The organism is Geodermatophilus obscurus, assembly GCF_900115395.1.
Classification (GTDB): Bacteria; Actinomycetota; Actinomycetes; order Mycobacteriales; family Geodermatophilaceae; genus Geodermatophilus; species Geodermatophilus obscurus_B.
Genome location: NZ_FOWE01000009.1, coordinates 217535 through 243685, shown reverse-complemented (window position 1 = coordinate 243685; position 26151 = coordinate 217535). Strand labels below are relative to the sequence as shown.

The 26151-nt window shown below is 75.2% G+C and carries 27 protein-coding genes; 12 read left to right on the top strand and 15 right to left on the bottom strand.

What is annotated here, in order from left to right; translation table 11 throughout:
- Positions 1–16: 16 nt before the first annotated feature.
- On the bottom strand, positions 17–466 hold the full coding sequence (locus BM165_RS18725; protein ID WP_143108230.1) for a hypothetical protein: 450 nt from the start codon (positions 464–466) through the stop codon (positions 17–19).
- A 345-nt stretch (positions 467–811) separates the two neighbouring features.
- On the bottom strand, positions 812–1570 hold the full coding sequence (locus tag BM165_RS18720; protein WP_075015047.1) for a DUF4389 domain-containing protein: 759 nt from the start codon (positions 1568–1570) through the stop codon (positions 812–814).
- Between the two features lie 351 nt (positions 1571–1921).
- On the opposite strand from BM165_RS18720, the gene BM165_RS18715 reads away from it, so the two are divergent.
- A complete protein-coding gene (locus tag BM165_RS18715; RefSeq protein ID WP_075015046.1) occupies positions 1922–2533 on the top strand; it encodes a TetR/AcrR family transcriptional regulator in 612 nt (203 codons plus the stop codon).
- Positions 2534–2551: 18 nt separating this feature from the next.
- Here BM165_RS18715 and BM165_RS18710 read toward each other — a convergent pair whose 3' ends face one another.
- Together BM165_RS18710 and BM165_RS18705 are read right to left on the bottom strand one after the other, a co-directional pair.
- Positions 2552–4222, bottom strand: a complete 1671-nt coding sequence (locus BM165_RS18710) for an NAD(P)/FAD-dependent oxidoreductase (RefSeq protein ID WP_143108229.1) — start codon at positions 4220–4222, stop codon at positions 2552–2554.
- A 77-nt stretch (positions 4223–4299) separates the two neighbouring features.
- Positions 4300–5625, bottom strand: coding sequence for an MFS transporter (locus tag BM165_RS18705; protein WP_075015044.1), 1326 nt, complete (start codon positions 5623–5625; stop codon positions 4300–4302).
- A gap of 231 nt (positions 5626–5856) precedes the next feature.
- Between BM165_RS18705 and BM165_RS18700 the strand changes: the two genes are divergently transcribed.
- Both BM165_RS18700 and BM165_RS18695 read left to right on the top strand, forming a co-directional pair.
- Positions 5857–6453 carry an HhH-GPD-type base excision DNA repair protein gene (locus BM165_RS18700; RefSeq protein WP_075015043.1) on the top strand — a complete coding sequence of 199 codons (597 nt, stop codon included), beginning with the start codon at positions 5857–5859 and terminating at the stop codon, positions 6451–6453.
- 179 nt (positions 6454–6632) lie between these two features.
- Positions 6633–6992: a DUF3099 domain-containing protein gene (locus tag BM165_RS18695; protein WP_075015105.1), complete on the top strand. Its 360-nt coding sequence runs from the start codon at positions 6633–6635 to the stop codon at positions 6990–6992.
- 21 nt (positions 6993–7013) lie between these two features.
- Here the strand turns inward: BM165_RS18695 and BM165_RS18690 are convergent, their stop codons facing one another.
- Positions 7014–7874, bottom strand: a complete 861-nt coding sequence (locus BM165_RS18690; RefSeq protein WP_244274322.1) for a carbohydrate kinase family protein — start codon at positions 7872–7874, stop codon at positions 7014–7016.
- 11 nt (positions 7875–7885) lie between these two features.
- Entirely contained in the window at positions 7886–8827 is a 942-nt protein-coding gene (locus BM165_RS18685; RefSeq protein WP_177225246.1) for a pseudouridine-5'-phosphate glycosidase, read from the bottom strand.
- A gap of 90 nt (positions 8828–8917) precedes the next feature.
- Between BM165_RS18685 and BM165_RS18680 the strand changes: the two genes are divergently transcribed.
- Positions 8918–9145: a DUF3039 domain-containing protein gene (locus BM165_RS18680; RefSeq protein WP_075015102.1), complete on the top strand. Its 228-nt coding sequence runs from the start codon at positions 8918–8920 to the stop codon at positions 9143–9145.
- A 118-nt stretch (positions 9146–9263) separates the two neighbouring features.
- On the opposite strand, the gene BM165_RS18675 is transcribed toward BM165_RS18680, so the two are convergent.
- The 6 genes from BM165_RS18675 to ppgK form a co-directional block, all read right to left on the bottom strand.
- Positions 9264–10418, bottom strand: coding sequence for a YihY/virulence factor BrkB family protein (locus BM165_RS18675; protein ID WP_244274321.1), 1155 nt, complete (start codon positions 10416–10418; stop codon positions 9264–9266).
- An 82-nt stretch (positions 10419–10500) separates the two neighbouring features.
- Positions 10501–12912, bottom strand: coding sequence for a VanW family protein (locus tag BM165_RS18670; RefSeq protein ID WP_083427498.1), 2412 nt, complete (start codon positions 12910–12912; stop codon positions 10501–10503).
- Between the two features lie 143 nt (positions 12913–13055).
- Entirely contained in the window at positions 13056–13280 is a 225-nt protein-coding gene (locus BM165_RS18665) for a DUF7455 domain-containing protein (RefSeq protein WP_143108228.1), read from the bottom strand.
- Positions 13281–13643: 363 nt separating this feature from the next.
- Complete coding sequence (locus tag BM165_RS18660; RefSeq protein WP_075015042.1) at positions 13644–15101, bottom strand: alanine/glycine:cation symporter family protein; 1458 nt, start codon at positions 15099–15101, stop codon at positions 13644–13646.
- 197 nt (positions 15102–15298) lie between these two features.
- Positions 15299–16681 (bottom strand): RNA polymerase sigma factor, encoded by a 1383-nt coding sequence (locus BM165_RS18655; protein WP_075015041.1) that lies wholly within the window; start codon positions 16679–16681, stop codon positions 15299–15301.
- Positions 16682–16920: 239 nt separating this feature from the next.
- Complete coding sequence (gene ppgK, locus BM165_RS18650) at positions 16921–17691, bottom strand: polyphosphate--glucose phosphotransferase (RefSeq protein ID WP_143108227.1); 771 nt, start codon at positions 17689–17691, stop codon at positions 16921–16923.
- Between the two features lie 60 nt (positions 17692–17751).
- On the opposite strand from ppgK, the gene BM165_RS18645 reads away from it, so the two are divergent.
- Positions 17752–18570 (top strand): inositol monophosphatase family protein, encoded by an 819-nt coding sequence (locus BM165_RS18645; protein ID WP_075015039.1) that lies wholly within the window; start codon positions 17752–17754, stop codon positions 18568–18570.
- Positions 18571–18619: 49 nt separating this feature from the next.
- Here the strand turns inward: BM165_RS18645 and BM165_RS18640 are convergent, their stop codons facing one another.
- Both BM165_RS18640 and BM165_RS18635 read right to left on the bottom strand, forming a co-directional pair.
- The gene (locus BM165_RS18640) at positions 18620–19168 is read right to left on the bottom strand and encodes a LytR C-terminal domain-containing protein (protein WP_075015038.1); all 549 of its coding nucleotides are present in this window, start codon (positions 19166–19168) and stop codon (positions 18620–18622) included.
- A 70-nt stretch (positions 19169–19238) separates the two neighbouring features.
- Positions 19239–20282: a phosphotransferase family protein gene (locus BM165_RS18635; RefSeq protein ID WP_075015037.1), complete on the bottom strand. Its 1044-nt coding sequence runs from the start codon at positions 20280–20282 to the stop codon at positions 19239–19241.
- Positions 20283–20577: 295 nt separating this feature from the next.
- Here BM165_RS18635 and BM165_RS18630 point away from each other — a divergent pair, with 295 nt between their 5' ends.
- From BM165_RS18630 to BM165_RS18600, 7 genes are all read left to right on the top strand, one after another.
- Positions 20578–20880, top strand: a complete 303-nt coding sequence (locus BM165_RS18630) for a DUF4193 domain-containing protein (RefSeq protein ID WP_075015036.1) — start codon at positions 20578–20580, stop codon at positions 20878–20880.
- A 98-nt stretch (positions 20881–20978) separates the two neighbouring features.
- Positions 20979–21887, top strand: a complete 909-nt coding sequence (locus BM165_RS18625; RefSeq protein ID WP_075015099.1) for a hypothetical protein — start codon at positions 20979–20981, stop codon at positions 21885–21887.
- Positions 21888–21914: 27 nt separating this feature from the next.
- A complete protein-coding gene (gene dut, locus BM165_RS18620) occupies positions 21915–22400 on the top strand; it encodes a dUTP diphosphatase (protein WP_083427497.1) in 486 nt (161 codons plus the stop codon).
- 1 nt (position 22401) lies between these two features.
- Positions 22402–23187 (top strand): DUF3710 domain-containing protein, encoded by a 786-nt coding sequence (locus BM165_RS18615; RefSeq protein ID WP_083427496.1) that lies wholly within the window; start codon positions 22402–22404, stop codon positions 23185–23187.
- Positions 23184–23990: an alpha/beta hydrolase family protein gene (locus tag BM165_RS18610; RefSeq protein ID WP_075015034.1), complete on the top strand. Its 807-nt coding sequence runs from the start codon at positions 23184–23186 to the stop codon at positions 23988–23990. Before BM165_RS18615 ends, BM165_RS18610 begins: the two co-directional genes overlap by 4 nt.
- Entirely contained in the window at positions 23987–24364 is a 378-nt protein-coding gene (locus BM165_RS18605; protein WP_075015033.1) for an OB-fold nucleic acid binding domain-containing protein, read from the top strand. The genes BM165_RS18610 and BM165_RS18605 overlap by 4 nt, the downstream gene beginning before the upstream one ends.
- A gap of 80 nt (positions 24365–24444) precedes the next feature.
- Positions 24445–25266: a DUF3159 domain-containing protein gene (locus BM165_RS18600; RefSeq protein ID WP_083427513.1), complete on the top strand. Its 822-nt coding sequence runs from the start codon at positions 24445–24447 to the stop codon at positions 25264–25266.
- On the opposite strand, the gene BM165_RS18595 is transcribed toward BM165_RS18600, so the two are convergent.
- The gene (locus tag BM165_RS18595; protein WP_075015031.1) at positions 25263–26150 is read right to left on the bottom strand and encodes an alpha/beta fold hydrolase; all 888 of its coding nucleotides are present in this window, start codon (positions 26148–26150) and stop codon (positions 25263–25265) included. The genes BM165_RS18600 and BM165_RS18595 overlap by 4 nt on opposite strands.
- Position 26151: the final 1 nt, after the last annotated feature.

The window sequence follows — 26151 nt, the reverse complement described above, 5'->3', positions numbered from 1 at the left end:
GCCGCCCGGGAAGCGTTCACCATCCCACCTGCACGTCCGCGAGGATCGTGACGGCGATGAGGGCGGCGGCGACGACGTCGACGCTGGCGCAGAACGGCGGCCACCAGCGGGTGCCGGACACGAACCCGGTGCGGTGCTGCCAGAGGTCCTTGACCCCGTGGCCGGCCAGCCCGGCCACGAGCACCCACGCCGGCCCGGTCACCCCGACCGCCGCGAGGACGACGAACACCGACGCGATGCAGACCTCGACGGCGATCACGGTGCTCCGCCCGTCAGCGACGGCGAACCCGATGTAGACGGCGGCGGTCATCGCCAGCCCGAGCGCGTAGACGGTGGCCGCGTCGAGCCAGGGGAACGCCAGCGGCGACGCGGCCGGGAGGCAGCCCCACGCCACGCCCCAGAGCACCGGGGTGCGCAGCCCGCCGAGGCATCGTGCGCCGACGGGGACGCGACCGGCAGCGATCACGGCCGTCGGCCGCTCGTGCTGCACCGGGCCGCGATGCACTCGGTGAGGAAGGCGGCGTCGTTCCCACCCGGCCCAACAGCGCCGAGCCGCGGGTGTGTTGCCAGATCCGGCCCGGCGTGTGGAGCCCCGGCGACGGCGTGACTCCGCGCGACTGCCGGATCCGCCCGCGTTCGTCGACGGCCCCGAGGACGTCGACCCACGAGTCGTCGGTCGTGAAGCCGGTCGCCCCGCACGCCGGTGGACGCCAAGGGCGCGTCACCGCGGCCAGGCTGCCGCGGTGACGTCGCCTCCGGAACCCGCCGCCCGAGGGATCGACACCTCGGGCGACGGGCGGTCCCCACGCAGTCAGCGCGCGGGGGTGGCCGGAGTCGGCGGCGGCGCGGCCGGCATCCCGGTGGGCGGCGGTCCGGGGGGCTCGACAGGGATCGAGCCGGGGTCGGTGCCGCCGAGGTCGAGCCGGAACGGCGGATAGCGGTCGGTCATCAGCGCCGTGTAGGCGGCCACCCGCAGCGCCCACCGGTCCATGCCGAGGACGAAGTCGTAGAGCGGTTCGGGGTAGCGGCCGGTGAACAGCAGCACGATCGCCGCGATCAGCACCAGGAGGCCGACCAGACCCCCACCGGCGCTCCAGGCGTCGTTCCAGCCGTTCTCCGTTCCGTTCCGGGTGGTCAGCCACAGCCCGCCCCCGACGAAGACCGCGAGCACGAGGTAGTGCGGGATCGCGAGCAGCCACTTGACGAAGATCAGGCCACGGGAGAGTCGTCCCGGATAGGCGACGTCCAGGTGCGCCGGATAGTCCGGGACCTCGGCGAGGGTGAACGGGGGATAGCGGTCGGAGCCGTTGGCCCCGTAGCCGTAGTAGTGCACCCGCCAGGACCAGCGCATTACGCCGACGTTGAAGTCGAACAGCGACCGGGGATAGCGCCCGGTGAAGAGGATCGCGAAGAACGCGATCACGCCGACCACCCAGAAGGCCAGCCACAGGAAGGCCAGCACGACGAGGTGCGGGATCAGCAGCAGCCACTTGACCAGCCACAGCCCGCGGGAGGGCGCGTCCAGCGACGCGTCCACGCGGACCGGGTAGGGCGTTCGGTTCTCCGTCACGTCTCCTCCTCACAGGGCATGTGCTCTTCCCCCGTGATGCGCAGTCCGCCCGAGCCGGATCGGCTCGTTCGCCGCGCGGTCAGACGGCCGGACGGGCCCCCGGCACCGTGTCCCGGCGGAGCCGACACCCGCCGCGGTCAGCGACCGGAGTGGCCGATGTGCTGGCGGACGTCACGTACCTCCCGGCGATCGCGAGACGGCCTCTGACCGAGGCGGTTGCGATGACGGCACCGTAGTCCCGCCTCGCTTCTTTGCGCAACCATCAGTTGCGTAAAAAGGCCAAAAAGGTGTCGAGTACCCTGTGACCTGCAACTTCCTGTCCGGAAGTTTCGAAACGAGAGGTCGTCGGTCATGGCGCATGGCAGAGGCCCCGCGGCTTCGGCCCGTGGCCGGCCCCGGGACCCCACCCTCGACGCCCGCATCCTCAACGAGGTCCTCGCCCTGCTCGCCTCGCACGGCTACGCCGGCCTGACCCTCGACGAGCTCGCCGCGCGTAGTGGCGTGGCCAAGACCACGATCCTGCGCCGGTGGCCGTCGAAGGCCGCGGTCGCCGCCGCCGGGGTCGAGCGGCTCGCCCTGCAGAGTGTCGACGTGCCGGACTCCGGCACCCTGCGCGGTGACCTGCACGCGTTGCTGCACGCCGCGGTGGACACGTTCGCGCGCGGTCACGGGCAGTTCGTGCCCCGGCTGCTACGCGAGGCCGGTCACCACCCCGAGATCACCGACCTGCTGTTCACGGTCATCCACACCCGCCGGCAGGCCTACCGGCGCGTCCTGGCGCTGGCGATCGCCCGCGGTGAACTCGCCCCGACGGGGGACCAGGAACTCCTCATCGACCTGCTCATCGGCCCGATCTGGACGCGGCTGCTGATCACCCGCGACCCCATCACGAGTGAGTACGTCGACTCCGTCGTCGAGACCGTGCTGGTGGCATTCGGCGTCGAGCCGGCGACGGCCGCATGACCCGTGGACCCGGGCGGTTCACGCGGACGCCGACTTCCTCGCCCGCTCAGCGTCGGCGGCGAGATCGGTCAGGTAGCGGTGGACGGACCCGACGGTCACCGAGCCCTCGCCGACGGCGCCGGCGACCCGCTTGACCGAGCCGTAGCGGACGTCGCCGGCGGCGAAGACACCGGGGCGGCTCGTCTCGAACGGATACGGGTCCCGGACCAGCGGCCAGTCGCAGGCGGGGACGTCACGGCCGGTGAGCACGAAGCCGTGCTCGTCGAGGCGGACCGCGGGGGCGAGCCAGTCGGTGCGCGGCTCGGCGCCGACCATGACGAAGACGGCCGCCGCGGGCACCTCCTCCGTCCGGCGCGTCCGCCGGTCCTGCAGGGTCAGGCCCTCCAACCGGCTGCCGCCACGGCCGCCCACCACCTGCGTGTGCAGTCGGACCTCGACGTTGGGCGTGACCTCGACCTGCCGGACGAGGTAGTGGGACATGCCGGCGGCCAGGGACCCGCCGCGCACCAGCAGGGTGACCCGTGCTGCGTACCGGGCGAGGTGGAGGGCGGCCTGCCCGGCGGAGTTGGCCCCGCCGACGACGTAGACCTCCTCGCCGGCGACCGCCAGCGCCGTCACCCCGGCGGCGCCGTAGAAGACGCCGGCACCGGTCAGCCGGTCCAGGTCGGGGATGCCCAGACGCCGGTAGCGGACGCCGGCAGCGAGGACCACGGCCCGGGCCGCCACGGAACCGCCGTCGTGGAAGCCGAGCACGTGCCGGTCGCCGTCGCCGTCGCCGCTCAACGCGGTCACCTGGTGGGTGAAGACGAACTCGGCGCCGAGCAGCGTGGCCTGTTGCCAGGCGCGGTGGGCCAACTCGCCGCCGCCGATGCCCCCGGGGAACCCGAGGTAGTTGCGGATCATGGAGCTGGTGCCGGCCTGCCCCCCGATGGCCCGCTCCTCCAGCACCAGGGTGCGCAACCCCTCGGACGCGCCGTAGACGGCGGCGGCCAGCCCGGCCGGCCCGGCGCCGAGGACGACCAGGTCGTAGTCCTCGGCGGAGGGCCGGATCCGGATGCCGTGGGAGACGGCCAGCTCGACCATCGACGGCCGGTACAGCACCGATCCGTCGTGGCGGATCACCGCCGGCAGCCGTCCGACGTCCAGCCCGTGGTCGCGCACGAGCCGGCGACCGGCGTCGCTGTCCTGCGGGTGGAAGAGGAACGGCACGCCGTTGACCGTCAGCCCGTCCCGGACGTCGTGGCAGCGCGGATCCCACTCGTCGCCCACGATCCGGTAGACCACGTGGCTGGGCCGGTGCGCCCTCGACCACGCGCTGAGGGCCTCCTGCACCCGGGGGTAGAGCCACTCCTCGGGGTTGACCCAGCCCTTCACCATCCAGGCGTCGATCTGGCCCAGCGCGCTGGCGCGCTGCAGGGCGGGCAGCTCGCCGAACGGGATCCGGGTGTGGTGCTCGTCCACGTCGAAGAGCAGCAGGCGGGCGGCTCCGCGGTGCAGGTCCGCGGCCTGCTGGAGGAGCACGACGCCGTCGCCGTCGGGGAGGTGCAGGTCCGTGGCCACGAGGGCGAGCTGTCGCCCGGCTCGCGACAGGCGCCCGAGCTCGGCCCGCGCGGCCGCGGCCGAGCAGGCGGTCAGCACCCGGTAGTCCGGCGCGAACCGGTGCTCCAGGGCCGCGGCCGTGACCGACACGTCCCGCGGGTCCCCGCCGACGACCAGGAGCACCGGTGGCTGAAGCCCGTTCGGCGGGGCACCGTCGACCGGGCCCGTCACCGCACGGCCCCGGTGCGGTCAGGCGCCGGCCCGGCTCCGCTCTGCTCGGGCGGGGGCGAGGTGCGGTCGTCGTCGAGGCGGCGCAGGGCCGGGTTGAGCAGCATGCCCAGCGTGACCGCGAGGTAGAGGACGCCGAGGCCGACGATGGTGGGCACCAGGCCCGCGCCCTCGACGACGAAGCCGACGATCGCGATGACGAACGGGGTCGCTGCCGACGACAGCGACTGCAGCGCCCCGAAGACACGGCCGTAGAGCTCCGTCGGGGTGACGGTCTGCACCACCGTGAACAGCAGCGGCACGATGGGTCCGGCGACGACGCCGCCGAGCAGGACCAGCACGACCATCAGTCCGAGCGGCGGGGTCAGCGCCAGGCCGCCGTAGAGCAGCAACGCTCCGCCGGCGCCACCGAGCAGCACGGTGAGCCGTCGGGGCAGGCGGTGGCCGATCGCGCCGAAGAGGGCGGCACCGAGCAGGGAGCCGGCGCCGATCGCGGAGGTGAGCGCGCCGAGGCTGGTGGGGCTGCCCCAGACGTCGCGGGCGTAGACGGGCAGCACGACGGTGATGAGGGCGCCGTCCAGTGCGTTGGCGACCGAGACGACGAGGACGATCGACAGCAGCAGGCTGTTGTGCGCGACGAACCTCAACCCGACGGACAGCTCGCCCCAGTAGTGCCGGCCTGCCCGGACCGGTGCGGCCGCGCCCTCCTCGTGGCTGCCGGGACGGACGAGCGCGGCCACGAGCAGCGCGGAGACCGCGAACGCCACCGCCTGGACGTACAGCACGTCCGCGGGGCCGATGACGGCGATCAGGACGCCGCCGGCGATCGGGCCGACCAGCATCGCGCCCCGGTTGACCGCCCGGTCGACGGCGTTGGCCCGCTCGACGGTCATGGCCGCGCGGCGGGCCAGGCCCGGCATGATGGAGTAGCGGGCGGTGTCGCCGGGTGCCTGCATCGCGGCGATGAGGAACCCGAGGACCAGGATCTGCCAGAACTGCAGGACGCCGGCGGCGTGCAGCAGTGGGATGGCGGCCACCACGACGGCGGCGATCGCGTCGGTGACGACGCTGGACCGCTTGAACCCGAGCCGGTCGATCACCGGACCGCTGAACACCGCGGCGAGCACCCCGCCGAGGGTGATGGCCGTCGCCACGAGCCCGGTCCTGGCCGCGCTGCCGGTGGTCTCCAGGATGAACCAGGGGATGGCCACGTTGGACATCTGCCCGCCCAGCGTGGAGATCCCGTTGGCGATCCACATGGCGAGGATCCCGGTCCGGTCGGCCCGGCTCGCCCCCTGTACGGCTGTGTCGCGCGTAGCCGTCATGTCCTGTCCTCCCGCCCTCTGGGGTGCGGTCGACGAGGGTCGAGTCCTGGAGGTCGGGGCCGGTCCTCGTCAGGCCCTGCTGTCGTTCATCGCGAACGGGTCGGCATCATGCCGACGCCGGCGGGTCGGCACCAGACCGTCGGGAACGGCGCACACCGATCGATCCGCCGACTCACCCAGCGTCAGGGACTGAGCACCGAAACGGCCGCGCAGGTGCGGCACACTGCCCGGGTGCCCGACCTGCGCCTCACCCAGGACCCACGCGCCGACGAGCTGCTCGGCCGCGACCCGCTCGCGCTGGTGCTGGGCATGCTGTTCGACCAGCAGTTTCCGATGGAGCGCGCCTTCGCCGGCCCGCGGCTGCTCGCCGACCGCATGGGCCTCGACGACACGGCCACCCTCTCGGCGGCCGGCCTCGCCGACGCCGATCCCGACGCGCTGCTCGCCTGGTTCCAGGGACCGCCGGCCGTGCACCGCTACCCCGGGTCGATGGCCGCACGCACCCAGGCCCTGTGCCGGCTGCTCGTCGAGCGGTACGACGGCCGCGCCGACGCGCTCTGGGCCGACGTCCCCGACGGCACCACGCTGCTGCGCCGCATCGGCGAGCTGCCCGGCTTCGGCGCGCAGAAGGCGAAGATCCTCGTCGCGCTGCTGGGCAAGCAGTACGGGGTGACCCCACCCGGGTGGCAGGAGGCGGCCGGCTCCTACGGCGAGGAGGGCTCGCGGCGGTCGGTCGCCGACATCACCGGGCCGGAGTCGCTCGCCGAGGTCCGGGCCGCGAAGCAGGCGGCCAAGGCAGCGGCGAAGGCCGCCTCGGCGACGGGCTGAGCTGCACCGTCGAGCGGCACCGGATCGTCCGCGCAGGCACGAGCACCGATCCCCGGACGGTGGCACGATGGAAGCCGGACCGGGGAATGCCGGGTTGCCCACCATCGGATGGCGGACAACCGGCCCGCACAGGCGACACCGTGCCGTCTCTGTCCCGATCCGCGGAGGGATGGGTGCACGTGGCCTCGAGCCAGCAGTCCGCGCGAGCCCGCAGGGCCGAGCCGGTGCTGATCACCCAGGCGGAGCCCAGCCTGGTCGAACAACACGCCGCCCGGAAGAAGCGCTACGTCCTCACCATGGCCGTCCGCGGGATCAGCCTGGTGCTCGCCGCGGTGTTCTACCAGACCGTGTGGCTGATGCTCATCTTCGCGGTCCTCGGCACGATCCTGCCCTGGATCGCCGTCGTCATGGCCAACGACCGGCCGCCGAAGAAGAAGGTCGACGCCAACCGGTACGTGCCGCCGCGGCCCGACCGGATCCTCGAGGCACCGCCGCGTGAACGGCGGGTCATCGAGGGCGGCCGCGTCATCGACGGCTGACGCCCTGCGGCGGCACGGGGCTCAGCGGGCCCCGGGCCGCCCCACGACGGCGGCGGCCCGTTCGAGGCCGGCGTCGAGCGCCGCGGCCGGGTCCCCACCGGCCGTCCACACCGAGAGCAGGCCCGCCGTGAAGGCGTCACCGGCGCCGGTGGTGTCGACGACGTCGGCCGGCCGGGCCGGGCGGTGCAGCAGCTCCCCGCCCGAGGCCCACAGCGCACCGTCGGCGCCGAGGGTCACCGCCACCGCGGCGTGCCGGCGGGCCAGCGCCCGGGCGGCGTCGGCCACGTCCGCGCAGCCGGTGAGCAGCCGGGCCTCGTCGGCGTTGGGCAGCAGCAGGTCCACCCCGGCGGTGTCGGCGAGCCACCGGTCCACCCCGTAGCCGCGCAGCGGGCCGGTGGAGGCGGGGTCCAGCGAGACGGTGCACCCCGCCGACCGGGCCGCGGCCAGCGCCGCCAGCCCGGCAGCGCGGGGCCGGGCGTCGAGCAGCGTGTAGCCCGACAGGTGCAGGTGCCCTTCGGGCCCAGGGGAGGGGACGTCGTCCGCGCGCAGGTCGAAGTTGGCGCCGCGGTCGGCGAGCATGCTGCGCTGCCCACCGGGCTCGACCAGGCTGACGATGGTGCCGCTGGCCGCACCCGGCACCGTGCGCACCGCGAGCCCGACCCCCGCGGCGGTGAGCTCGGCGACCAGCGCGGCCCCCGAGGCGTCGTCGCCCACGCAGCCGGCCAGGACGACCGGCACGCCGAGCGCGGTCAGGTGCACGGCGACGTTGGCGCCCGCCCCGCCGCCACGGCTGCGGATCGTGGCCGGCCGGTCCGAGCCGGGTGCCGGCTCCCCGGACAGCACCGCGACGACGTCGGTGGCCAGGTCGCCGACGACGACCACCGGGCGCGGGCTCAGCGCGCCGCCCCCGCGAGCGCCGCGGCGATCCGCCCGGCCAGCTCGGCGTTGCGCAGCACCAGCCGCACGTTGACGGCGAGCGTCGCGCCCTCGCTGGCCCGGTGCAGGTGGTCGAGGACGAACGGCGTGACCGCCTTGCCGCGCACCCCGGCGTCCTCGGCCGCGGCGAGCGCGCCGGCGATGACCCGGTCGTGCAGGTCGGGGTCGAGCTGCTCGTCGGCCGGCAGCGGGTTGGCCACCACCACCGCGCCCGGCGTCAGGTCGCGGCGGGCGGCGAGCACCGCGGCGGCCTGCTCGGGGCTGTCGACCGACCAGTCCAGCGACGAGCCGGAGTCGGCGACGTAGAAGCCGGGGAACGTCGTCGTCCGGTAGCCGACGACGGTGATCGACAGGCTCTCCATCCGCTCCAGCGTGGCCGGGACGTCGAGGATCGACTTCACGCCCGCGCAGACGACGGCCAGCGACGTCCGGGACAGCGCGGTGAGGTCGGCGGACTCGTCGAAGGTCTCCGCCGACTGCCGGTGCACGCCGCCGAGGCCGCCGGTGGCGAAGACGCCGATCCCGGCGGCCGCGGCGAGCAGCGCGGTGCTCGAGACGGTGGTGGCGCCGGACAGGCGCAGCGCCGAGGCCACCGGCAGGTCCCGGACGCCGAGCTTGGCGAGGTCCGGGTCCTCGCACACCCGGTCGACCTGCGCCGGTGTCAGCCCGACGTGGGGGACGCCGTCGAGCACCGCGATCGTCGCGGGCACCGCGCCCCCGGCCCGGACCGCGGCCTCCACCTCGTCGGCGGCAGCGCGGTTGTCCGGCCGGGGGAGGCCGTGGGCGAGCAGCGTGCTCTCCAGGGCCACGACCGGCGCCCCGGCGTCGAGCGCCTCGGCGACCTCCGGGGACAGGGTCAGGTCGGCGGGGGCGGCGGCATGACGGGGCTCGGCGCTCACCCTGCCATCATGGAGGGCAGGCGGCCGGCGCCCGGCCGCACCCTCGGAGCCGGCCCGTCCGGCCCCGTCGCCCGAGCCTGGGAGCAGCCCGTGAGCCAGTCCGACCTCCTCGAGAAGCCCGACGTCCGCGAGGGCGACACCGGCAACGCCAACGAGGTCTTCCACTACGTCCGCAAGAACAAGATCGCTGAGAGCGCGGTCATGGGGACGCTGGTCGAGGCGCTGTGCGGCGAGGTCTTCCCGGTGACGAAGTCCCCGAAGCCCGGCAGCCCGGTGTGCCCGGCCTGCAAGGAGGTCTACGAGCAGCTCAAGAAGTAGTGGAAGGACCACCCTTCCCCCCACGCCTCGCAGGCTCGGCGCGGGCCCCTGAAGGGTGGCCGTTACAGCACGTGACGAGGCTCGCGGCGGGACCCTGCGAGGGGGCCGTCTCAGCACGTCACCTGAGGCCGAGGCGCCTCGCCTCGGCGTCCAGCTCGGCGGCGCGGCGGCGCTGCGCCCGGCGGGTGTGCCGGCGCAGCGGGGCCGGCCAGCGCTCCTGGACGGCCGCGTTGAGCTCGGCGCCCAGCAGCACGGCCATGCCGAAGAAGAACAGGAACAGCAGGGCCGCGATCGGGGTCGCCAGCGCCCCGTAGGGCAGCGCCGCCACCAGGATGTCGGAGACGTACAGGCGCAGCACCGTCGCGGCCACCATGAAGAAGCCGACGGCCAGCAGGGTCCCGGGCAGGTGCCGGTGCCAGGGCAGCCGCCGCGGCAGGACCACGTGGTAGAAGCTCGTGAGCGCCAGCACGAGGCCCACGACCACCAGCGGCCAGTAGACCGCGTTGACCAGCGTGGTCGCGGTGGCCTGCCAGTCCTGCGGCATCAGCGCCACGAGCACTCCACGGCCGAGGACGAGCAGCGGCAGCATGAGCACCGCCAGCAGCAGCCCCACGACGAACAGCCACAGCGCCATGAACCGGGTGGCGATCGGCCCGCGGACGTCGCGCTGGTCGTAGGCGATGACGATCGTGTTCATGAAGGTCGCCGTCGCCGACGACCCGGCCCACAGGGTGATGAGGAAGCCGAGGCTGACGACGTCGAGCCGGCCGGAGCCGAGGATGTCGCTCAGGGTGGGCCGCACGAGGGAGTCGACGACGTCGGCGGTCAGGACCTCGCTCGAGGCGTCGACCAGGGTGTCCTCGATCGTCTGGACGGAGTCGGTGCCGATCCAGGACCCGAGGAAGCCCAGTGACCCCAGCAGCGCGATGAGCAGCGGCGGCACCGACAGGATCTGCCAGAAGGCGGCCTCCCCGGACAGGCCGAGGATGCGGTCCTTCCAGGCCTTGGACACCGTGCGGCCGAGCACCTGCAGTGGCACCCGGACCACCGGCGGCCAGTGGTCGAGCCGGCCCGGCTGTGCCACCTCGGCGCGGGTCGCCCCGGAGTCCGGTGCCGTCGGCGGGATCCCCGCCGGAGCCGTCGCCGGAGCCGTCGCCCGATCCGTTGCGGGCGCCGGAGCCGGGGGAGTGGCCGTCGCCGGGGGAAGGGGGACGACGCCGTCCCCGGCCGCCCCGCCGGTGCGGGACGGCCCGCCGGCCCGCACGGTGCTCACCAGGCCAGTGTGCACGCCGTCGCCGGGCATCGGCCGTCGGCCGACGGTCGGAGGCCCCGGTGTCCTCCGGTCGGGGAGGTGCTCAGGCGGTCGGCTCGGCCGGTGGCGTGTCGGCGTCCGGCTCGTCGCCGCCCGGCTCGCCGCCGCTCTCGTTCTCGGCCGGCGGGGCCACGCAGCGGATGACCGCCTCGGCCGCGTAGGTGGTCTCGAACGTCTCCCGGCGCACCTCGGCCCCCGACTGCAGGTCGCGGAAGACGCGGGTCACGGTGATGTCGAAGCCCGGCGCCCCGCCCTGGGGGATGCAGTCGCCGTCGTCGACCTTCTCCTGCACGGCCGGCGTCCGGACGTTGCGGCGCGCACCCTCGATCGCCTCGACCTCGTAGCGCTTGGTCCCGTAGAAGGTGACGGTGATCGACCCGCCGGAGGAGGCGGGCGTCCACTGGGTGTCGACGTAGATCCCCGTGTCGGTGTCGTTGCGCCACTGCAGGTCGATCTGGCCCTCGTACACGGTCGCCTCCCGGCCGGCCGGGTAGCGGCTGATGTAGAAGCTGTGCGGCTTGTGGTAGACGTCCTCGAGGCCGGCGAAGAAGACGGCGTTGAACATCGTCGTGGCGAACTGGCTGATGCCGCCGCCCACCGCGGTCGACAGCTCGCCACCGCTGATCACGTTGGCCGGCACGTAGCCCTGCGCGGTGCCGCGCGGGCCGGTGTACTCGTTGAGGCTGAAGGTCTCGCCGGGCAGCACCAGCGCGCCGTCGACCTCCCCGGCCACGACGCGGATGTTGGTGCCGCTGGCGTTGTTCCCCGTCGTCGTCGTGAAGGAGCTGACCTCCTCGCGGATGCCGAGCGCCTCGGCCTCCTGGGTGGTCAGCTCGGCCGGGACGGGCCCCAGCTCGGCGGTGACCGTCCGCGGCGCGGGGTCGGGCAGCACGGCGAGCAGCTGGCCGGCCAGCGCGGCCGGGTCGACGCCGGTGCCGTCGACCGAGGGCACGACGCGCACGGAGCCGCCGGAGACCTCGAAGCGGGCGTCCTCGGCGGGGGTGCCGAACGCCGCGAACTCCTCGCCCATCGCCGTCTGCAGGGCGGCGGGGTCGACGGCGACGGTCAGCTCGCCGCTGTCCTCGGGCGTGAAGGTCAGCGAGGCGGCGATCGCCTGCGCCGGGATCTCGACCGACACGGCGCCGTCCTGGCTGCTGACGGTCACGGGAGCGGCCAGCCCCGGCGTGACGGTCTCGTCGAGGACGCGCTGCGCCTCCTCGCTGCCCACCCGCACCGGCTCGACGTCGACCGGCAGCTCGATCGGGGTCTGCGGGTCCCCGCCGGAGGCGAGCGCGGTGGAGATGGCGTCGGCGGCGCCCTCGCGGTCGAGCGTGCGGCCGTCGGCGGGCTCGACCACCGAGGGGGTGGTGCCCTCGAGGGTGATGGTCGCGTCGACCGGTGGGCGGTCCACCTGGGTGGCGATCGTGTCGACCTGCGCGGCCAGCGCGGTGTCCTCGCCGGTGATGACCGGTGCGACCTCCCGCTCGCTGAACACCGAGACCAGCCGCGTCCAGGGGTTCAGCGGCTGGTCGTCGGCGGCGTCGAGGGTCGCGTCGACGTCCAGGGCGATACCCGCGGTGGCGGGGGAGAGGGTCGTCTCGACGTCGTCGGCGACGACGACGTGGTCGGCGGCGACCCGCGGCGCCAGCCGCTCCTCGAGCTCCGTGGCCGCGCTCGCGCGGGACAGCCCGCCGATGTCGACGCCGGCGACGACGGTGTTGCGGGGGACGTCGTCCCCGGCGACGAGCAGGTCGACGCCGTAGCCGAGGCCGAGGACGGCCAGCAGCCCGGCGGGGACCAGCGCGGCGGGACGGCGCCACCACGGGCGACGCGGGGCCGGGGCGCTGCCGGGGCCGCCGGGACCCGGGCCGTCGGTGCCGGTGGAGCCGCCTGCCGTCCGGGGCGGTCCGTCGGTGACGGTCTCCGCAGGAGCGGCGGCGGGCACCGGGGCGCCGAGGGAGACGGTGTCCGAGGCGTCGGTGTCCGGGGCGTCGGTGTCCGGGGCGCTGGCGTCGGTGTCCGGGGCGGTGGTGGCCGGTGCACTGGTCCCGGTGGCCGGTGGGGTGGCCTCGGTGGTGCGCGTCGCCGGAGCGTCCGTCGCCGGGCCGCCGGTGAGCACCACCGTGTCGTGCGCGGGGTCGGGTGCCGGGGCCGCGTCGGTGCCGGCGGTGTCCGGAGCGGCCGCCGGCGCGTCGTCGTCGGCCGTGCCGTCCTCGGTCACCTCGGTGGCGGCGGCCTCGGTCCGTGCGTCCGCGGGCACCGCGGTCGCGGCACCGGCCGGCGGGAGGTCCTCGGGGGCGGGCTGCTCCGCCGGCCTGGCGGTCGGGACCGCCGGCGGCGGAGGCGTGGCCGGGCCGACCGGGCCGCGGTCGCGCGGGACCGGGCGGGTGTCGTCGGAGAAGCCGCCGGGAGCGGCGGTCCCCGGCGCAGGGGAGGGAGCAGGGTGTTGCGGCATCGGGGGTTCCTCGGGTCGCCGTCGACCGGGGGTCCCCGGGAACGACGGAGCCGCCGGGTCCCCGTCCGCGGGAAGCGGATCGGGGACACCGGCGGCGGCGTCGGGTGAGGGCATCATCGCGGGGAGCGACGATAGCGCCTCATTCAGTGCGCGAGGCGCTGCTCGCCGTCTGTCTCGATGATGTCGACGGCGATGTCGCGGAGCTTGGACTCGTACTCGCGAGCGTGGTGCCCGCAGAAGACGAGGTCGCTACCGCTGGCGAGCACGACACGCACCTTGGCCAGCGCGCCACACCGGTCGCAGTGGAAGGGAACGACCAGGTCGTCGGCGGCGGGGGTCGTCGTCAGCGTCTGGGTCATCTGGGTCATCACTCGCTCTCTACCGCACGGACCCGCGGCTGCGGATCGGCCTCCAGCACAGCGCCAGGATGGACCTCTCTGTTCCCGTGCCTCCCGTCACTGCGGTCGACTCGCCGGGAGTGGTGAGCCGGTGGCCGCTGGGACTGGTGGGGGGGTTCAGCAGGGACGTCACTGGGTGGTGCCGGTCTGTCTCGGGATGGTGCCGGGTGGTGCCTGTGCGCCGGGTGGTCTCCGGCCGTGGGTCCGCTGCTGTCTCTACGACCTCCACGCTACGCGCTCTACCCGGCAGGTGCCGCGGTACACCGCCCCGTCCGCCCACTGGGGTGAGATCGTGACCATCCCGCAACGCGGGTGACACACCCGGGCACGGCGTCAGACGCTGCGTCCGGCGGACCGGGCGGTCCGGTCGGAGCCCCACACGCTGTCGGTCACGGTCCCTGGCAGGTCGGGGTTGTCGGTGGTGCGGAAGACGGGGTCCTGCCCGGCCCGCACCTGGCGCTCGTAGTCGCGCAGCGCTCCGAGGGCCCACCGGCCGAGCAGCACCAGGGCCACCAGGTTGACCAGCGCCATGAAGCCCATGGCGACGTCGGCCAGTGCCCACACGGTCGCCAGCTCGAGCAGCGCCCCGGCACCCACCACGGCCACGACCAGGACCCGGAACACCGTCAGCGCCACGGGCCGGGCGCGCAGGAAGGTCATGTTCACCTCGGCGTAGGAGTAGTTCCCGAGCACCGAGGAGAACGCGAAGACGAAGATCAGGACGCTCATGATCCAGGTGGTCCCGCTGCCCAGCTCGTGGGCCACCGCGGCCTGGGTGAGGGACGCCCCCTCCGTGGTCTCACCGGGCCGGTACACCGCCGATCCGGCGAACAGGATGATGAAGGCCGTCGCCGAGCACACGATGATCGTGTCGACGAAGACGCCGAGGGACTGGACCAGCCCCTGCTTCACCGGGTGGCTGGTGGTCGCGGTCGCCGCCGCGTTGGGGGCGCTGCCCATCCCCGCCTCGTTGGAGAACAGTCCCCGCTTGGCGCCGTTGAGCAGCGCCGCCGCGAGACCACCCGTGATCCCGGCGGCTGCCTCGCCGACGCCGAAGGCCGCCGAGAAGATCTGGCCGAGGACAGCGCCCACCTGCGTCACGTTGAGCGCGATAATGACGGCGGCGAGGAGGACGTAGGCCAGCGCCATCGCCGGGAGGAGCCACTCGGCCACCCGCGCGATGCGACGGACCCCGCCGAACACCACCGAGGCGGTGAGGACCATGAGCAGGACCGCGGACCACCACTCGCCGACCCCGTGCCCGCCGGCCAGCACGTCGCTGATCGTGTTGGCCTGCACCATGTTGAACGCGATGCCGAACGTGAAGATCAGCAGGACGGCGAAGAGGATCCCCCCGCGCCGGGAGCCCAGGCCGCGCTCGATGTAGAAGGCCGGGCCACCGCGGAAGCTGCCGTCACCGGCCGGGATCTTGAAGATCTGCGCCAGCGTCGCCTCGATGAGCGCGGTCGCCATCCCCACCAGGGCGACGACCCACATCCAGAAGATCGCTCCGGGGCCACCGAGGGTGAGCGCGATGGCCACGCCGGCGATGTTCCCCGTCCCCACCCGCGAGGCCAGGCCGACGCAGAAGGCCTGGAAGGACGAGATCCCGCCCTCCGAGCCACTCCTCGAGGAGGTGATCTGCCGGATCATGCGGCCGAACATCCGCACCTGGACGAAGCGTGTCCGGATCCCGAAGTAGAGACCCACCCCGAGCAGGACGTAGACGAGCACGTAGGTCCACAGCACGTCCGAGACGGGGGCGATCAGGTGCTGCTCGATGAAGTCCACCGCACGGACCTCCGTGTGTCGGCCCGGGCGACGCCGTCACGGCGACCTCGGGAGGACGACGACCGCCCGGCTCGTCGAGCCCCTGAGCGGCGTTGCGGAGATGATCCGGCGCAGGCGGGCGGCCCGCATCTCGGGTCCCCGGACGCGCAGAGGCCCCGACCCTCGGGGGGTCGGGGCCTCTGCGCGGGACCGGCGCGTCAATCGAGGTAGTCGCGCAGCACCTGGGAACGGCTGGGGTGGCGCAGCTTCGACATCGTCTTCGACTCGATCTGCCGGATCCGCTCCCGGGTCACCCCGTAGACCTGGCCGATCTCGTCGAGCGTCCGCGGCTGACCGTCGGTGAGGCCGAACCGCAGCCGGACGACGCCGGCCTCCCGCTCCGACAGCGTCTGCAGCACGCTGGTCAGCTGGTCCTGCATCAGGGTGAAGCTGACCGCGTCGACGGCGACGACCGCCTCGGAGTCCTCGATGAAGTCACCGAGCTGGCTGTCGCCCTCGTCGCCGATGGTCTGGTCGAGGCTGATCGGCTCCCGGGCGTACTGCTGGATCTCCAGCACCTTGTCCGGGGTGATGTCCATCTCCTTGGCCAGCTCCTCCGGGGTGGGCTCGCGGCCCAGGTCCTGGAGCAGTTCGCGCTGGATGCGGCCGAGCTTGTTGATGACCTCGACCATGTGCACCGGGATGCGGATGGTGCGGGCCTGGTCGGCCATGGCGCGGGTGATGGCCTGCCGGATCCACCAGGTGGCGTAGGTGGAGAACTTGTAGCCCTTGGTGTAGTCGAACTTCTCGACCGCGCGGATCAGGCCGAGGTTGCCCTCCTGGATGAGGTCCAGGAACGCCATGCCGCGGCCCGTGTAGCGCTTGGCCAGGGACACCACGAGGCGGAGGTTGGCCTCCAGCAGGTGGTTCTTCGCGCGCTCGCCGTCGCGGATGATCCAGTTGAGGTCGCGGCGCATCTGCGGGGAGAGCTTCTGGCCCTCCTCCTCGACCTGGCGCATCCGCTCGGCGGCGTAGAGCCCGGCCTCGATGCGCTTGGCGAGGTCGACCTCCTCCTCGGCGTTGAGGAGCGCGACCTTGCCGATCTGCTTGAGGTACGCGCGGACGGAGTCGGCCGAGGCGGTGAGCTCGGCGTCCTTGCGGGCCTGCCGCAGCGCCTCGGACTCCTCCTCGTCGTCCCACTCGAAGTCGGGGCCGCCCTCGGTGGTCTCCTCGACGACGGCGGGGGCCTCGGCGGCCTCGGCCCCGTCGGGACCGGCGACGACGGCCTCGTCGAGGGTCAGGCCCTCGGCGCCGGCGTCGATCACCGCGACGGCGGAGTCGTCGGTGGCGACGGCGGTCAGCACCGCCCCCTCACCGGCGCCCGGGGAGGGGGCGATGCTCGGCTTGGTGGTGCCCTGGGTGGTGCTCTTCGCGGCCGTCTTGGCCGGGGCCCTCTTCCGGGTGGCGGCGGGCTTGGCGGCCGTGCCGTCGGCGACTCCCACGGAGGCGCTGGTCCGGGAGGGCCGGGTGCTCGCGGCCACCGTCCGGGAGCGGGTGCTGCTCGCGGCGTCGGTGTCCGGTGCAGGCTTGTCGGCGGGCACTCAGGTTCCTTCCCGTGCTGGGTGCGTTCCCCGGGAGCGGACCGGCTCCCGGGTAGCGGCCCCGGCCGTCGGCCGCGGAGCGGGGAGTCCCAGGGACCGGCGCGGTGTTTGGCCGCGACGCGGAGGGGGGATGACTCCCGGCTGGGTGGTGACGGGCTGGGACTCCTCCATTGTAGCGACGTGACGCCGTGTGACCAGCGACTCGAGCCGCATCCCCTCGCCCGGAGGGGGCGGTCGGGTCAGGGCTCGACCGGTGCCTCGGTCCCGCGCGACTCGATCCGCTCCGCAGCGGCGAGGGCGGCGCCCACGATCCCCGCGTCGTTCTGCAGCTGCGCCGGCACCACCGGGGTGCGCGTGCTCAGCAGCGGCACCCACTTGTGCGCCTTCTTGCTCACCCCGCCGCCGACGATGATCAGGTCCGGCCACACGCCGGCCTCCAGGACGTCGAGGTAGCGGTCCACGCGGGCCGCCCAGGCCGGGTAGGACAGGTCCTCGCGCTCGCGCGCCGCGGCCGAGGCCCGGCGCTCGCCGTCCTCGCCGTCGACCTGGATGTGGCCGAACTCGGTGTTGGGCACCAGGTGCCCGTCGACGAACAGCGCGCTGCCGATGCCGGTGCCGAAGGTCAGCAGCAGGACGACGCCGTCGTGCCCGCGGCCGGCGCCGTAGCGCATCTCGGCCAGCCCGGCGGCGTCGGCGTCGTTGAGCGTCTCGACCGACCCGGGCACCAGCGCGGTGAGCCCGGCGTCGACGTCGGTGCCGATCCAGCTCGGGTCCATGTTGGCCGCGGTGTGCGCGACGCCCTTCTTCATGACCCCCGGGTAGGTGCAGCCGACCCGCCCCGTCCAGCCGAAGGACGACACGATGCCCGTGACCACCTCGTAGACGGCCTCGGGCACCGAGGGCCTCGGTGTCTCGACGCGGATCCGCTCGCCGATCAGCGCCCCCTCCTCGAGGTCGACCAGGCACCCCTTGATGCCGCTGCCGCCGATGTCCACGCCGAACCCCTGCACGCCGGTCACCCTAGTGACCGGCGCCGTGGTCGCGCCCGGTGCTCGGGCAGGATCGCCCGGGTGAGTGCTGCCGCGTCCCCCGCCGACCTGCTCGACCTCGCCGTCGCCACCGCCCGGGAGGCGGCGGACCTGATCACCCGCGAGCGGGGCCGGGCCGCGGCCGCCGTCGACGTCAAGTCCAGCCCGACCGACGTCGTCACCGCGGTCGACACCGCCTCCGAGCGGCTGATCACCGGCCGGCTGCTGGGCGCCCGGCCCGACGACGGCCTGCTCGGTGAGGAGGGGGCCGACCGCGCGGGCACCTCCGGGGTGCGCTGGGTGGTCGACCCGATCGACGGGACGGTCAACTTCCTCTACGGGCTGCGCCCCTACGCGGTGTCCATCGCCGCGCAGGTCGACGGCGTCCCGGTGGCCGGCGCGGTCCTCGACGTCCCCAGCGGGGACCTGTTCACGGCCACCCGGGGCGGCGGCGCGTTCCTGACGGCGGCCGCCGACCCGACGCCGGTGCGGCTCACCGGCACGCGGCCGCCGTCCCTCGGCCACACCCTCGTCGCCACCGGGTTCGGCTACCGCGCGGAGCAGCGCCGGGCACAGGGGGCGGTCGTCGCGCAGCTGCTGCCCGAGGTGCGCGACATCCGCCGGGCCGGCTGCTCGTCGCTGGACATGTGCTCGGCGGTGGCCGGCCGGGTCGACGCCTACTACGAGCTCGACCTCAAGCCGTGGGACCACGCGGCCGCCGGACTGGTGGCCGCGGAGGCGGGCCTGGTCGTCGCCGGGCTGCGCGGCCGGCCGTTCGCCGAGCCCATGGCCGTCGTCGCCCCGGAGACCGTGGCCGGGCCGCTCCTGGCGCTGCTCGACCGCCTGCACGCCCCCTGGTGACGCGCGGGTCCCCTTGCAGGGCACGGTGGGGGGCGAGGGGGTCCTTCGACTAGACGGGCTCGGAGCAGGCGGCCTCGGCGCTGGCGATCGGGCTGAGCGTCGACGCGACCTGGTCGGGCGGGGTCAGCTCGGTGAAGTCCGGGCCGACGACCAGGTCGACCCGGGCGTCGGCGCGGGTGTCCTGGAAGGAGCCGGCGCCCGGCAGGAACAGGGCCAGGAAGCGGGCGGCCTCGCTGCCGCGCGGGCCGTGCCGGACCTCCCCGGTGCCGGTGACCTCCCGGTCGCTGCTGTCGTTGGCGATCTCGTCGACGACGAACCCGCGCTGCTGCAGCTGGGCGGCGACCTCGTTGGCCAGCCCGGCGCGGTCGGTGGCGTTGAACACCCGCACCGACACGGTGCCCGGGTCCAGCGACGGCGGCGCCTCGGCGGCGGTGGCGCAGGCGGCCTCGTCGGCCTCGGCCCGTGCCCCCTCGTCGGACAGGACCTTCCACCACACCCCGAGCGCGGCGAGGGCGAGCACGAGGAGGAAGACCAGCGGCCCCACCGGGCGGCGGTCCCTGCGCGGCCGGGCCGGAGGGCTGTCGGTGGTGGTGCTCACGCTCGTCCTCCTCGGCGCCCACCTGGACCGGACCGGCGGGTCGCGCGGAGTCTAGGGGCGGTCGCGGGCCTCAGAGGACACCGTCCTCCAGCGCGGCGCGTCCCAGCTCGACGCACGGGTCGATGCGGTCGGCGTAGCCGGAGGTGTCCTTGCCCGCCATCGCGCCGGCCGCCGAGCGGGCGACGATGCCGGCGACGATCGCCGCGAACTTGAAGAAGGCGAACCCGACGTACCAGTGCAGGTCGGCGAGGTCGACGCCGCTGCGCTCGGCGTAGCGCTGCGCGATCTCCCGGCGGGTCGGGAAGCCCGGCAGGGTCGTCACCGGGCTGAGCACCGGCCGCGTCTCGCCGGCCTCGGGCCAGTAGACGAACAGCATCCCGATGTCGGTGAGCGGGTCGCCCAGCGTCGACATCTCCCAGTCGAGGACCGCCCGGATGCCGCCGGGCCGCTCCGGGTCGAGCAGGCAGTTGTCGAGCCGGTAGTCGCCGTGGACGATGCCGGTCCGCTGCGTGGTGGGGACGGTGTCGGCCAGCCGGGCCGCCAGGGCGTCCATGTGCGGGCGGTCGCGGTCGCGGGTGGCGTCCCACTGCTTGCTCCAGCGGCGCACCTGGCGGGCGAGGAAGCCCTCGGGCCGGCCGAAGTCGCCGAGCCCCACCGCCTCGGGGTCGACGGCGTGCAGGTCGGTGAGCACGTCGACGAGCCCGTCGCCGATCCGCCGGCGCTGCGCGGGCTCGTCGGCGTAGCCGGGCGGGATCTCGTCGACGACGTGCAGGCCGACCACCCGCTCCATGACGTAGAAGGGCGCGCCGAGCACGTCGGTGTCGGTGCACAGGTGCAGCGTCCGCGGCACCGGCACGGCGGTGGGCCCGAGCGCGCTGATCACCCGGTGCTCGCGGGCCATGTCGTGCGCCGTCGCGAGGACCGCGCCGGTCGGCGGGCGCCGCAGGATCACGGCGTCGTCGGCCGTACCGCCGGCCGGGGTGACGACGTAGGTGAGGTTGGACATGCCCGCGGCGATGAGGTCGACGGTCACCTCGCGCCAGCGCTCGTCCGCGAGGACGGAGGCGAGGTACGGACCGACGACGGCGGGATCGGCTCCCACGGCACTCGACACGGGCCGCAGGGTAACCTCCAGCGCTCCGCCCCCAGACCGGCCCGTACGGGCCCGTCCCGGGCCGGTCCGCGCGCCGCCGTCCCCGGTGTCCTGCGGGCGGGCACAAACCGGGACCGCACGGCGTTGGGGGGCTGCCGGTCCAGCACCGGGCCGACCGCAGGGCCGGACCCGCGCGGGGCCGGCCCGGAACCAGCGGCCGCCCCGAGCGGCCGGCCAGGACGGTGGCGGTCGTCGCCGCCGTCGCACGACGCGGGCGCGTTCCGCCCGCGAGAACCCCGGAGGAGGGGCACACCCCATGGCCACCGACTACGACGCCCCGCGCCGCAACGAGGCCGACGAGCTCGGCGAGGACTCCCTCGAGGAGCTCAAGGCCCGGCGCGCCGAGGCACAGTCCAGCTCGGTCGACGTCGACGAGACGGACTTCAACGAGAGCCTCGAGCTGCCCGGAGCGGACCTGTCCAACGAGGAGCTGACCGTCCGCGTGCTGCCCAAGCAGGAGGACGAGTTCACCTGCTCGCGGTGCTTCCTCGTGCAGCACCGCAGCCGCCTGGCCGCCACCCGTGGCGGGGAGAACTACTGCCGCGACTGCGCCGCCTAGTCGGAGGACCACCCCTCCCCACGCCGCGCGCACGGCCGGCGCGGGACCCTGGGGGTGGCCGTTCCAACAGTCCACCGGACCCGCCGAGGGAGATGTCGATGACCGGCGACAGCGGGCGCACCGGCGCGCCCAGGGACGTCCCGCCACCGCGGCCGGTGCAGCGGCCGTCCGGCCACGGCCCCGCCGCGGGGTCGCCCGGCACGTCCTGGCCGGACCCCGACACCGGCCCGGGCCGGGCCGCTCGGGCCCTCGCCGACGCGGTGGCCGGCCTGCTGGGCCTCGGTGACGACGCCGGTCCGGCGGCCGGTGGCGAGCGCCGGTCCACCGCCGGCCTGCTGCGCGACGCCGTCATGGCGGTGGCCGCGGCGGCCGGCCGGCGGGCGGACGTGCCCGCCGGCACCCCCGCGGGGGACGACGGCGGGCGCAGCCCCGGCTCGGTGCTCTCCGAGCTGCTCGCCGCGGCGGCGCCGAGGCTGCCCATCCGCGACGCCGCCCAGCTCCGCGCGGCCCACCCCGGCCTGTCCGAGGAGGAGATCGCCGACGCCCTGACCGCGCGGGCCTCGCGGCTGACCGCCGCTGTCGGGGCGGCCACCGGCGGGCTGTCGGCGGCGCACTGGTTCGCGCCGCCGTCGCTGGTCGCCCTGCCGCTGGAGCTGGGTGCCGAGACGCTGCTCACCGCCGCCGTCGAGGTCGTGCTGCTCGGTGAGCTGCACGAGCTGCACGGCCGGGCCGCCGCCGGCACCGACCGCGAGCGGGCCCTGGCCTACCTGGCCAGCTGGACCTCCCAGCGTGCCGTCGACAGCGGCGCCCGCCAGGGCCTGGGCGCCGTGCTGGGCACGGTGGGCCTGCGCTCGCTGAGCCGCCGGCTGACGCGGCGGCTGGCCCGCAACGTCGGGACGGCGGCGCCGCTGCTCGTCGGCGCGGCGATCGGCGGGCGGGGCAACCTCAAGGCCACCGAGGCGCTGGCCCGGCGCGTCCGGGCCGACCTGCGCCGCCCGCACCCGTGAGACGGGGGCCCTCATAGGATCGCCGTCGTGGCTCAGCCCCCCGCGGTGCCCTCCGCCGTCGACGTCCCGGTGCGGCTGACCGCACCCGGGGCGACGCCGCCGTCCTACGCCCTCCCCGGTGACGCCGGAGCCGACCTGACGCTCACCGAGGACGTGGAGCTGGCGCCGTTCCAGCGGGTCCTGGTCGGCACGGGCGTGGCCGTGGCGATCCCCGAGGGCTACGCCGGGTTCGTGCACCCGCGCTCGGGCCTGGCCGCCCGGCACGGGCTGAGCCTGGTCAACGCCCCGGGCACCATCGACGCCGGCTACCGCGGGGAGATCAAGGTGAACCTGGTCAACCTCGACCCCGAGACGCCCGTGACCCTGCGCCGCGGGGAGCGGGTCGCCCAGCTGGTGGTGCAGCCGGTCGTGCGGGCGCGGTTCGTGGCGGTCGACGAGCTCCCGGCGAGCGTCCGCGGTGAGGGCGGGCACGGCTCGACGGGTACGACCCGCCCGCTGGGAGAGGAGGCCTGAGATGCCCTTCGGACGCCGGCGCAACCGGATCGACCGCAGTCTGCGCGAGCGCGGGGTGCCCCCGGAGCCGCAGCACCGCGAGCGCGAGGTCGAGGAGACCAGCGGCCCCTACGACGCCTCCGACGCCCCCGACGACGGCCGGCCGCGCGTCGACCTCGGCGCGCTGCGGCTGCCGGCCGTCGCGGGCACCGAGCTGCGGGTCGACCTCAACCAGCAGCAGAAGGTCATCGGCGCGACCCTGCGCTACGGCGACTCGCTGCTGCAGGTGTCGGCGTTCGCCGCGCCCCGCGCCTCCGGCATCTGGGACGACGTCCGCGCCGACCTCGCGCGCAGCGCCTCGGGTCAGGGCGGCCGGCTGACCGAGGTGGAGGGGCCGTTCGGCCCCGAGCTCGCCGGCACCGTCGTCGTCACCCCGCCCGCCCAGCCCGGCGGGCCGCCGCCGAAGCCCCAGCGGCGCGCCGCCCGCTTCCTCGGCGTCGACGGCCCCCGCTGGTTCCTGCGCGGGATGATCAGCGGCCCGGCGGCCGAGAACCCCGACGCGGCCGCCGTCCTCGAGGACGTGTTCCGCCAGGTCGTCGTGGTGCGGGGGAGCGACCCGATGCCGGTCCGCGAGCAGCTGCCGCTCACCCTCCCGCCGCAGGCCGCCGCGCAGCTGGCCCGCCAGCAGCAGGGCGCGCCACAGCAGGGGGCGCCGCAGCCGGGGGTGCCGCAGCCGGGGGTGCCGCAGCGAGGGGCGCCGCAGCCGCCCCCCGCCCCCCGCCCGCCGGGCGACGGCCCGGCCGCGTGAGCGCACGGACGCACCACTACGGGCCCCACCGCCACGGGCCGCACCCCGACCAGTTCCTCGAGCTCACCCTCCCGTCCGGGGACGGTCCGGCGCCCGTGGCCGTCGTCCTGCACGGGGGCTTCTGGCGCGCCGCGTACGGCATCGAGCTGGCCCGCCCGCTGGCCGCCGACCTCGCCGCGGCCGGCTGGGCCGCCGTCGCGGTCGAGTACCGGCGGGGAGGCACCGGCGGCTGGTCGGCTCCGCTGGAGGACGTCGCCGCCGCCCTCGACGCGCTGCCCGGCCTCGCCGAGCGTGACCGCCTCGACCTCGCCGACCTGACCGTCGTCGGCCACTCGGCCGGCGGGCACCTCGCCGCCTGGGCCGCCGGCCGCGGGCGGCTCCCCGACGGCGCGCCGGGCGCGGGGCCGCGGGTACGGGTCACCGCGGCGGTGTTGCAGGCCGGCGTGCTCGACCTCGACCGCGCCGCCGGGCAGGGCCTGGGCCGCCGGGCGGTGCAGGAGTTCCTGGGCGGCGGGCCCGCCGACGTGCCCGGGCGGTACGCCGTCGTCGACCCGGTGCGGCTGCTGCCCACGGGCGCCGACGTGCTGTGCGTGCACGGCACCGGCGACGACGTCGTCCCGCCCGAGCAGAGCGAGCGCTACGCCGCGGCGGCGACCGCGGCCGGCGACCGGGTCCGGGTGGTGCCGGTGCCGGGCGGCCACCGCGAGCCGATCGACCCGGCCGGACCCCAGTGGGCGGTCGTGCGCGACTGGTTGCGGCGGCGCCGCGACAGCGGCGCGGGCCGCACTACGCTGGAGCCGTGACACAGACGCGTCCCGGCGGATGGCTCGCGCGCACCCTGCAGCGGCTGACCGCCGACGACTCCACGATCGACGCGGAGCACCTGCGCGCCGAGACCGACCGCGCCGGCTGCGAGCTGGTCAGTGCCTGCCGCAAGGGGGCGGTGGTCACCGTGACCGGACGGCTGAAGTCGGTCGTCTACACCCCCCGCGAGACGGTGCCCACGCTGGAGGCCGAGCTGTTCGACGGCTCGGGCTCGGTCACCCTCGTGTGGCTGGGCCGCCGGCGCATCCCGGGCATCGAGCCCGGCCGCACGCTCACCGCACGGGGACGCTTCGCCTCCTTCGACGGCCGCAAGGTGATCTACAACCCCTGGTACGAGCTGAGCGCGGGGTGACGGCGGCGGCCGACGACGAGGGCCGGCGCGAACCCGGGGGACCGGCACGGCAGGACGGGACGGGGGACGCCGGCCAGGGCGTGACCTTCGACCGCCACCTGGTGCTCGAGCAGCTCGGGGGCTGGCGGGGGATGGTCGACGCGTCCCTGCCGACCGTCGCGTTCATCGTCGCCAACGCGATCGGCGGCCTGCGCACGGGCGTCTGGTTCGCCATCGGCGCCGCCCTGCTGGTCCTCGCCTTCCGGATGGTCCGCCGCGAGAGCGTGCAGCAGGCCTTCAGCGGGCTGTTCGGCGTGGCCATCGCCGTGGCGATCGCCGCCGCGTCCGGCCAGGCCCGCAACTACTTCGTGCCCGGCATCATCCGCAACGCCGTCATCGGCGTGGTGCTGCTCGGGTCGGTCCCGCTGCGCTGGCCGCTGGTCGGCGTCCTGGCCGAGTTCCTCGCCCCCAGCCACCTGGGCTCGATGGCCTCGCACTCGGTGCCCGGGCTGGGGCGGCGGGTCGACACCGCCCGGGCCCGGCTGCAGCACCGGCCGGCCCCCGAGGCCGCGGAGGGGCGCGCGTCCGATCCCGAGCCCGAGCGGCACTGGCGCGACGACCCGCGGGTGGTCCGCGCCTACGGCTGGCTGACCGTGATGTGGGCGCTGACCTTCCTGCTCCGCGTCGCGGTGCAGACGCCGCTGTACCTGGCCAACGAGGAGGGCCTCCTCGGCGTCGCCTCGCTCGTGCTGGGCCTGCCGGTGACGGCGGTGGCCCTGGCCGTGACGCTGTGGGTCGTCTCCCGGCTGCACCGCCACCGGGTGGAGACGGTGGCAGGACCTCGCCCTCCCCACCCCTCGCAGGCCCAGGGCGGGCCCCTGGACGAGGCCGGACCGGCCGAGCAGGAGGGTCCGGCGCGCTAGGCGAAGCGGCGGACGAACTCCACCGTCGCGGCGTCGACGGCCCCGGGGTGCGAGGCGCTGAGGAAGTGCCGGCCGCCGTCGACGACGCGCAGCTCCGCGTGCGGGCTGCTGCCGAACAGCCGGATCTCCTCCTCGGCGTTGGCCACGGAGTAGACGGTGTCCTCGGTGCCGTGCAGCCACAGCACCGGGCAGTGCACACCGCCCAGCCGGGCGTGCAGGCCGTCGCGGTCGCGCAGGTTGACCGTGCTCAGCCGGAGCCGCTCGCGGCCGGCGTCGCCGGTGTAGTGCTCCTGGTGCCGCGCGTGCCAGAAGGCGCGCTCGTCGGGTGACACGTCGGGGCCGAGGCCCTCGGCGAGGACGGCGTCGACCAGCTCGACCGGGATCACCCAGTCCTCCCCGACCGGCTCGGCCAGGGCGTCGATCGCGGGGGAGCAGAACCCGACCCCGTCCCAGCACCCGAGCGCGCGGCTGCGCGGGCTCTCGGTGTCCATCGAGGTGCCGAGCGCGACCACGCCCCGGACGGTGCGCGGGGCCAGCAGCGCCATCCGCGCGGCGATCCAGCCGCCCTGCGAGGTGCCCAGGACGAACGCCTCCCCGATGCCGAGCGCGTCGAGGACCTGCAGGCCGGCGACGGCGGTGTCCCAGTAGGTGAACTGGGCGTACCCGGCGCGGGTCCGGCCGTGGCCGTAGGGCTCGATCGCCAGCAGGTTGGCGGTGGCGGCGAGCTCGTCGTCGGCGAACTGCGGGCGGTACAGGTCGGCGGACGTGGTGAACGAGTTGACCAGCACCAGCGTCGGCAGCGACGCGTCGTACGGCCGCGCGAACCGGTGGCCGACCTCCGAGGTGCCCAGGTGCGGCACGGTGATCGTCTGCGTGTCGCTCACA

What these genes read in the sequence shown, in the direction of transcription:
- BM165_RS18715 (WP_075015046.1), top strand. Translation starts at nt 1,922, where the DNA reads ATGGCGCATGGCAGAGGCCCCGCGGCTTCGGCCCGTGGCCGGCCCCGG.
- BM165_RS18705 (WP_075015044.1), bottom strand. Translation starts at nt 5,625, where the DNA reads ATGACGGCTACGCGCGACACAGCCGTACAGGGGGCGAGCCGGGCCGAC.
- BM165_RS18670 (WP_083427498.1), bottom strand. Translation starts at nt 12,912, where the DNA reads ATGCCGCAACACCCTGCTCCCTCCCCTGCGCCGGGGACCGCCGCTCCC.
- BM165_RS18665 (WP_143108228.1), bottom strand. Translation starts at nt 13,280, where the DNA reads ATGACCCAGATGACCCAGACGCTGACGACGACCCCCGCCGCCGACGAC.
- BM165_RS18630 (WP_075015036.1), top strand. Translation starts at nt 20,578, where the DNA reads ATGGCCACCGACTACGACGCCCCGCGCCGCAACGAGGCCGACGAGCTC.
- BM165_RS18625 (WP_075015099.1), top strand. Translation starts at nt 20,979, where the DNA reads ATGACCGGCGACAGCGGGCGCACCGGCGCGCCCAGGGACGTCCCGCCA.
- BM165_RS18615 (WP_083427496.1), top strand. Translation starts at nt 22,402, where the DNA reads ATGCCCTTCGGACGCCGGCGCAACCGGATCGACCGCAGTCTGCGCGAG.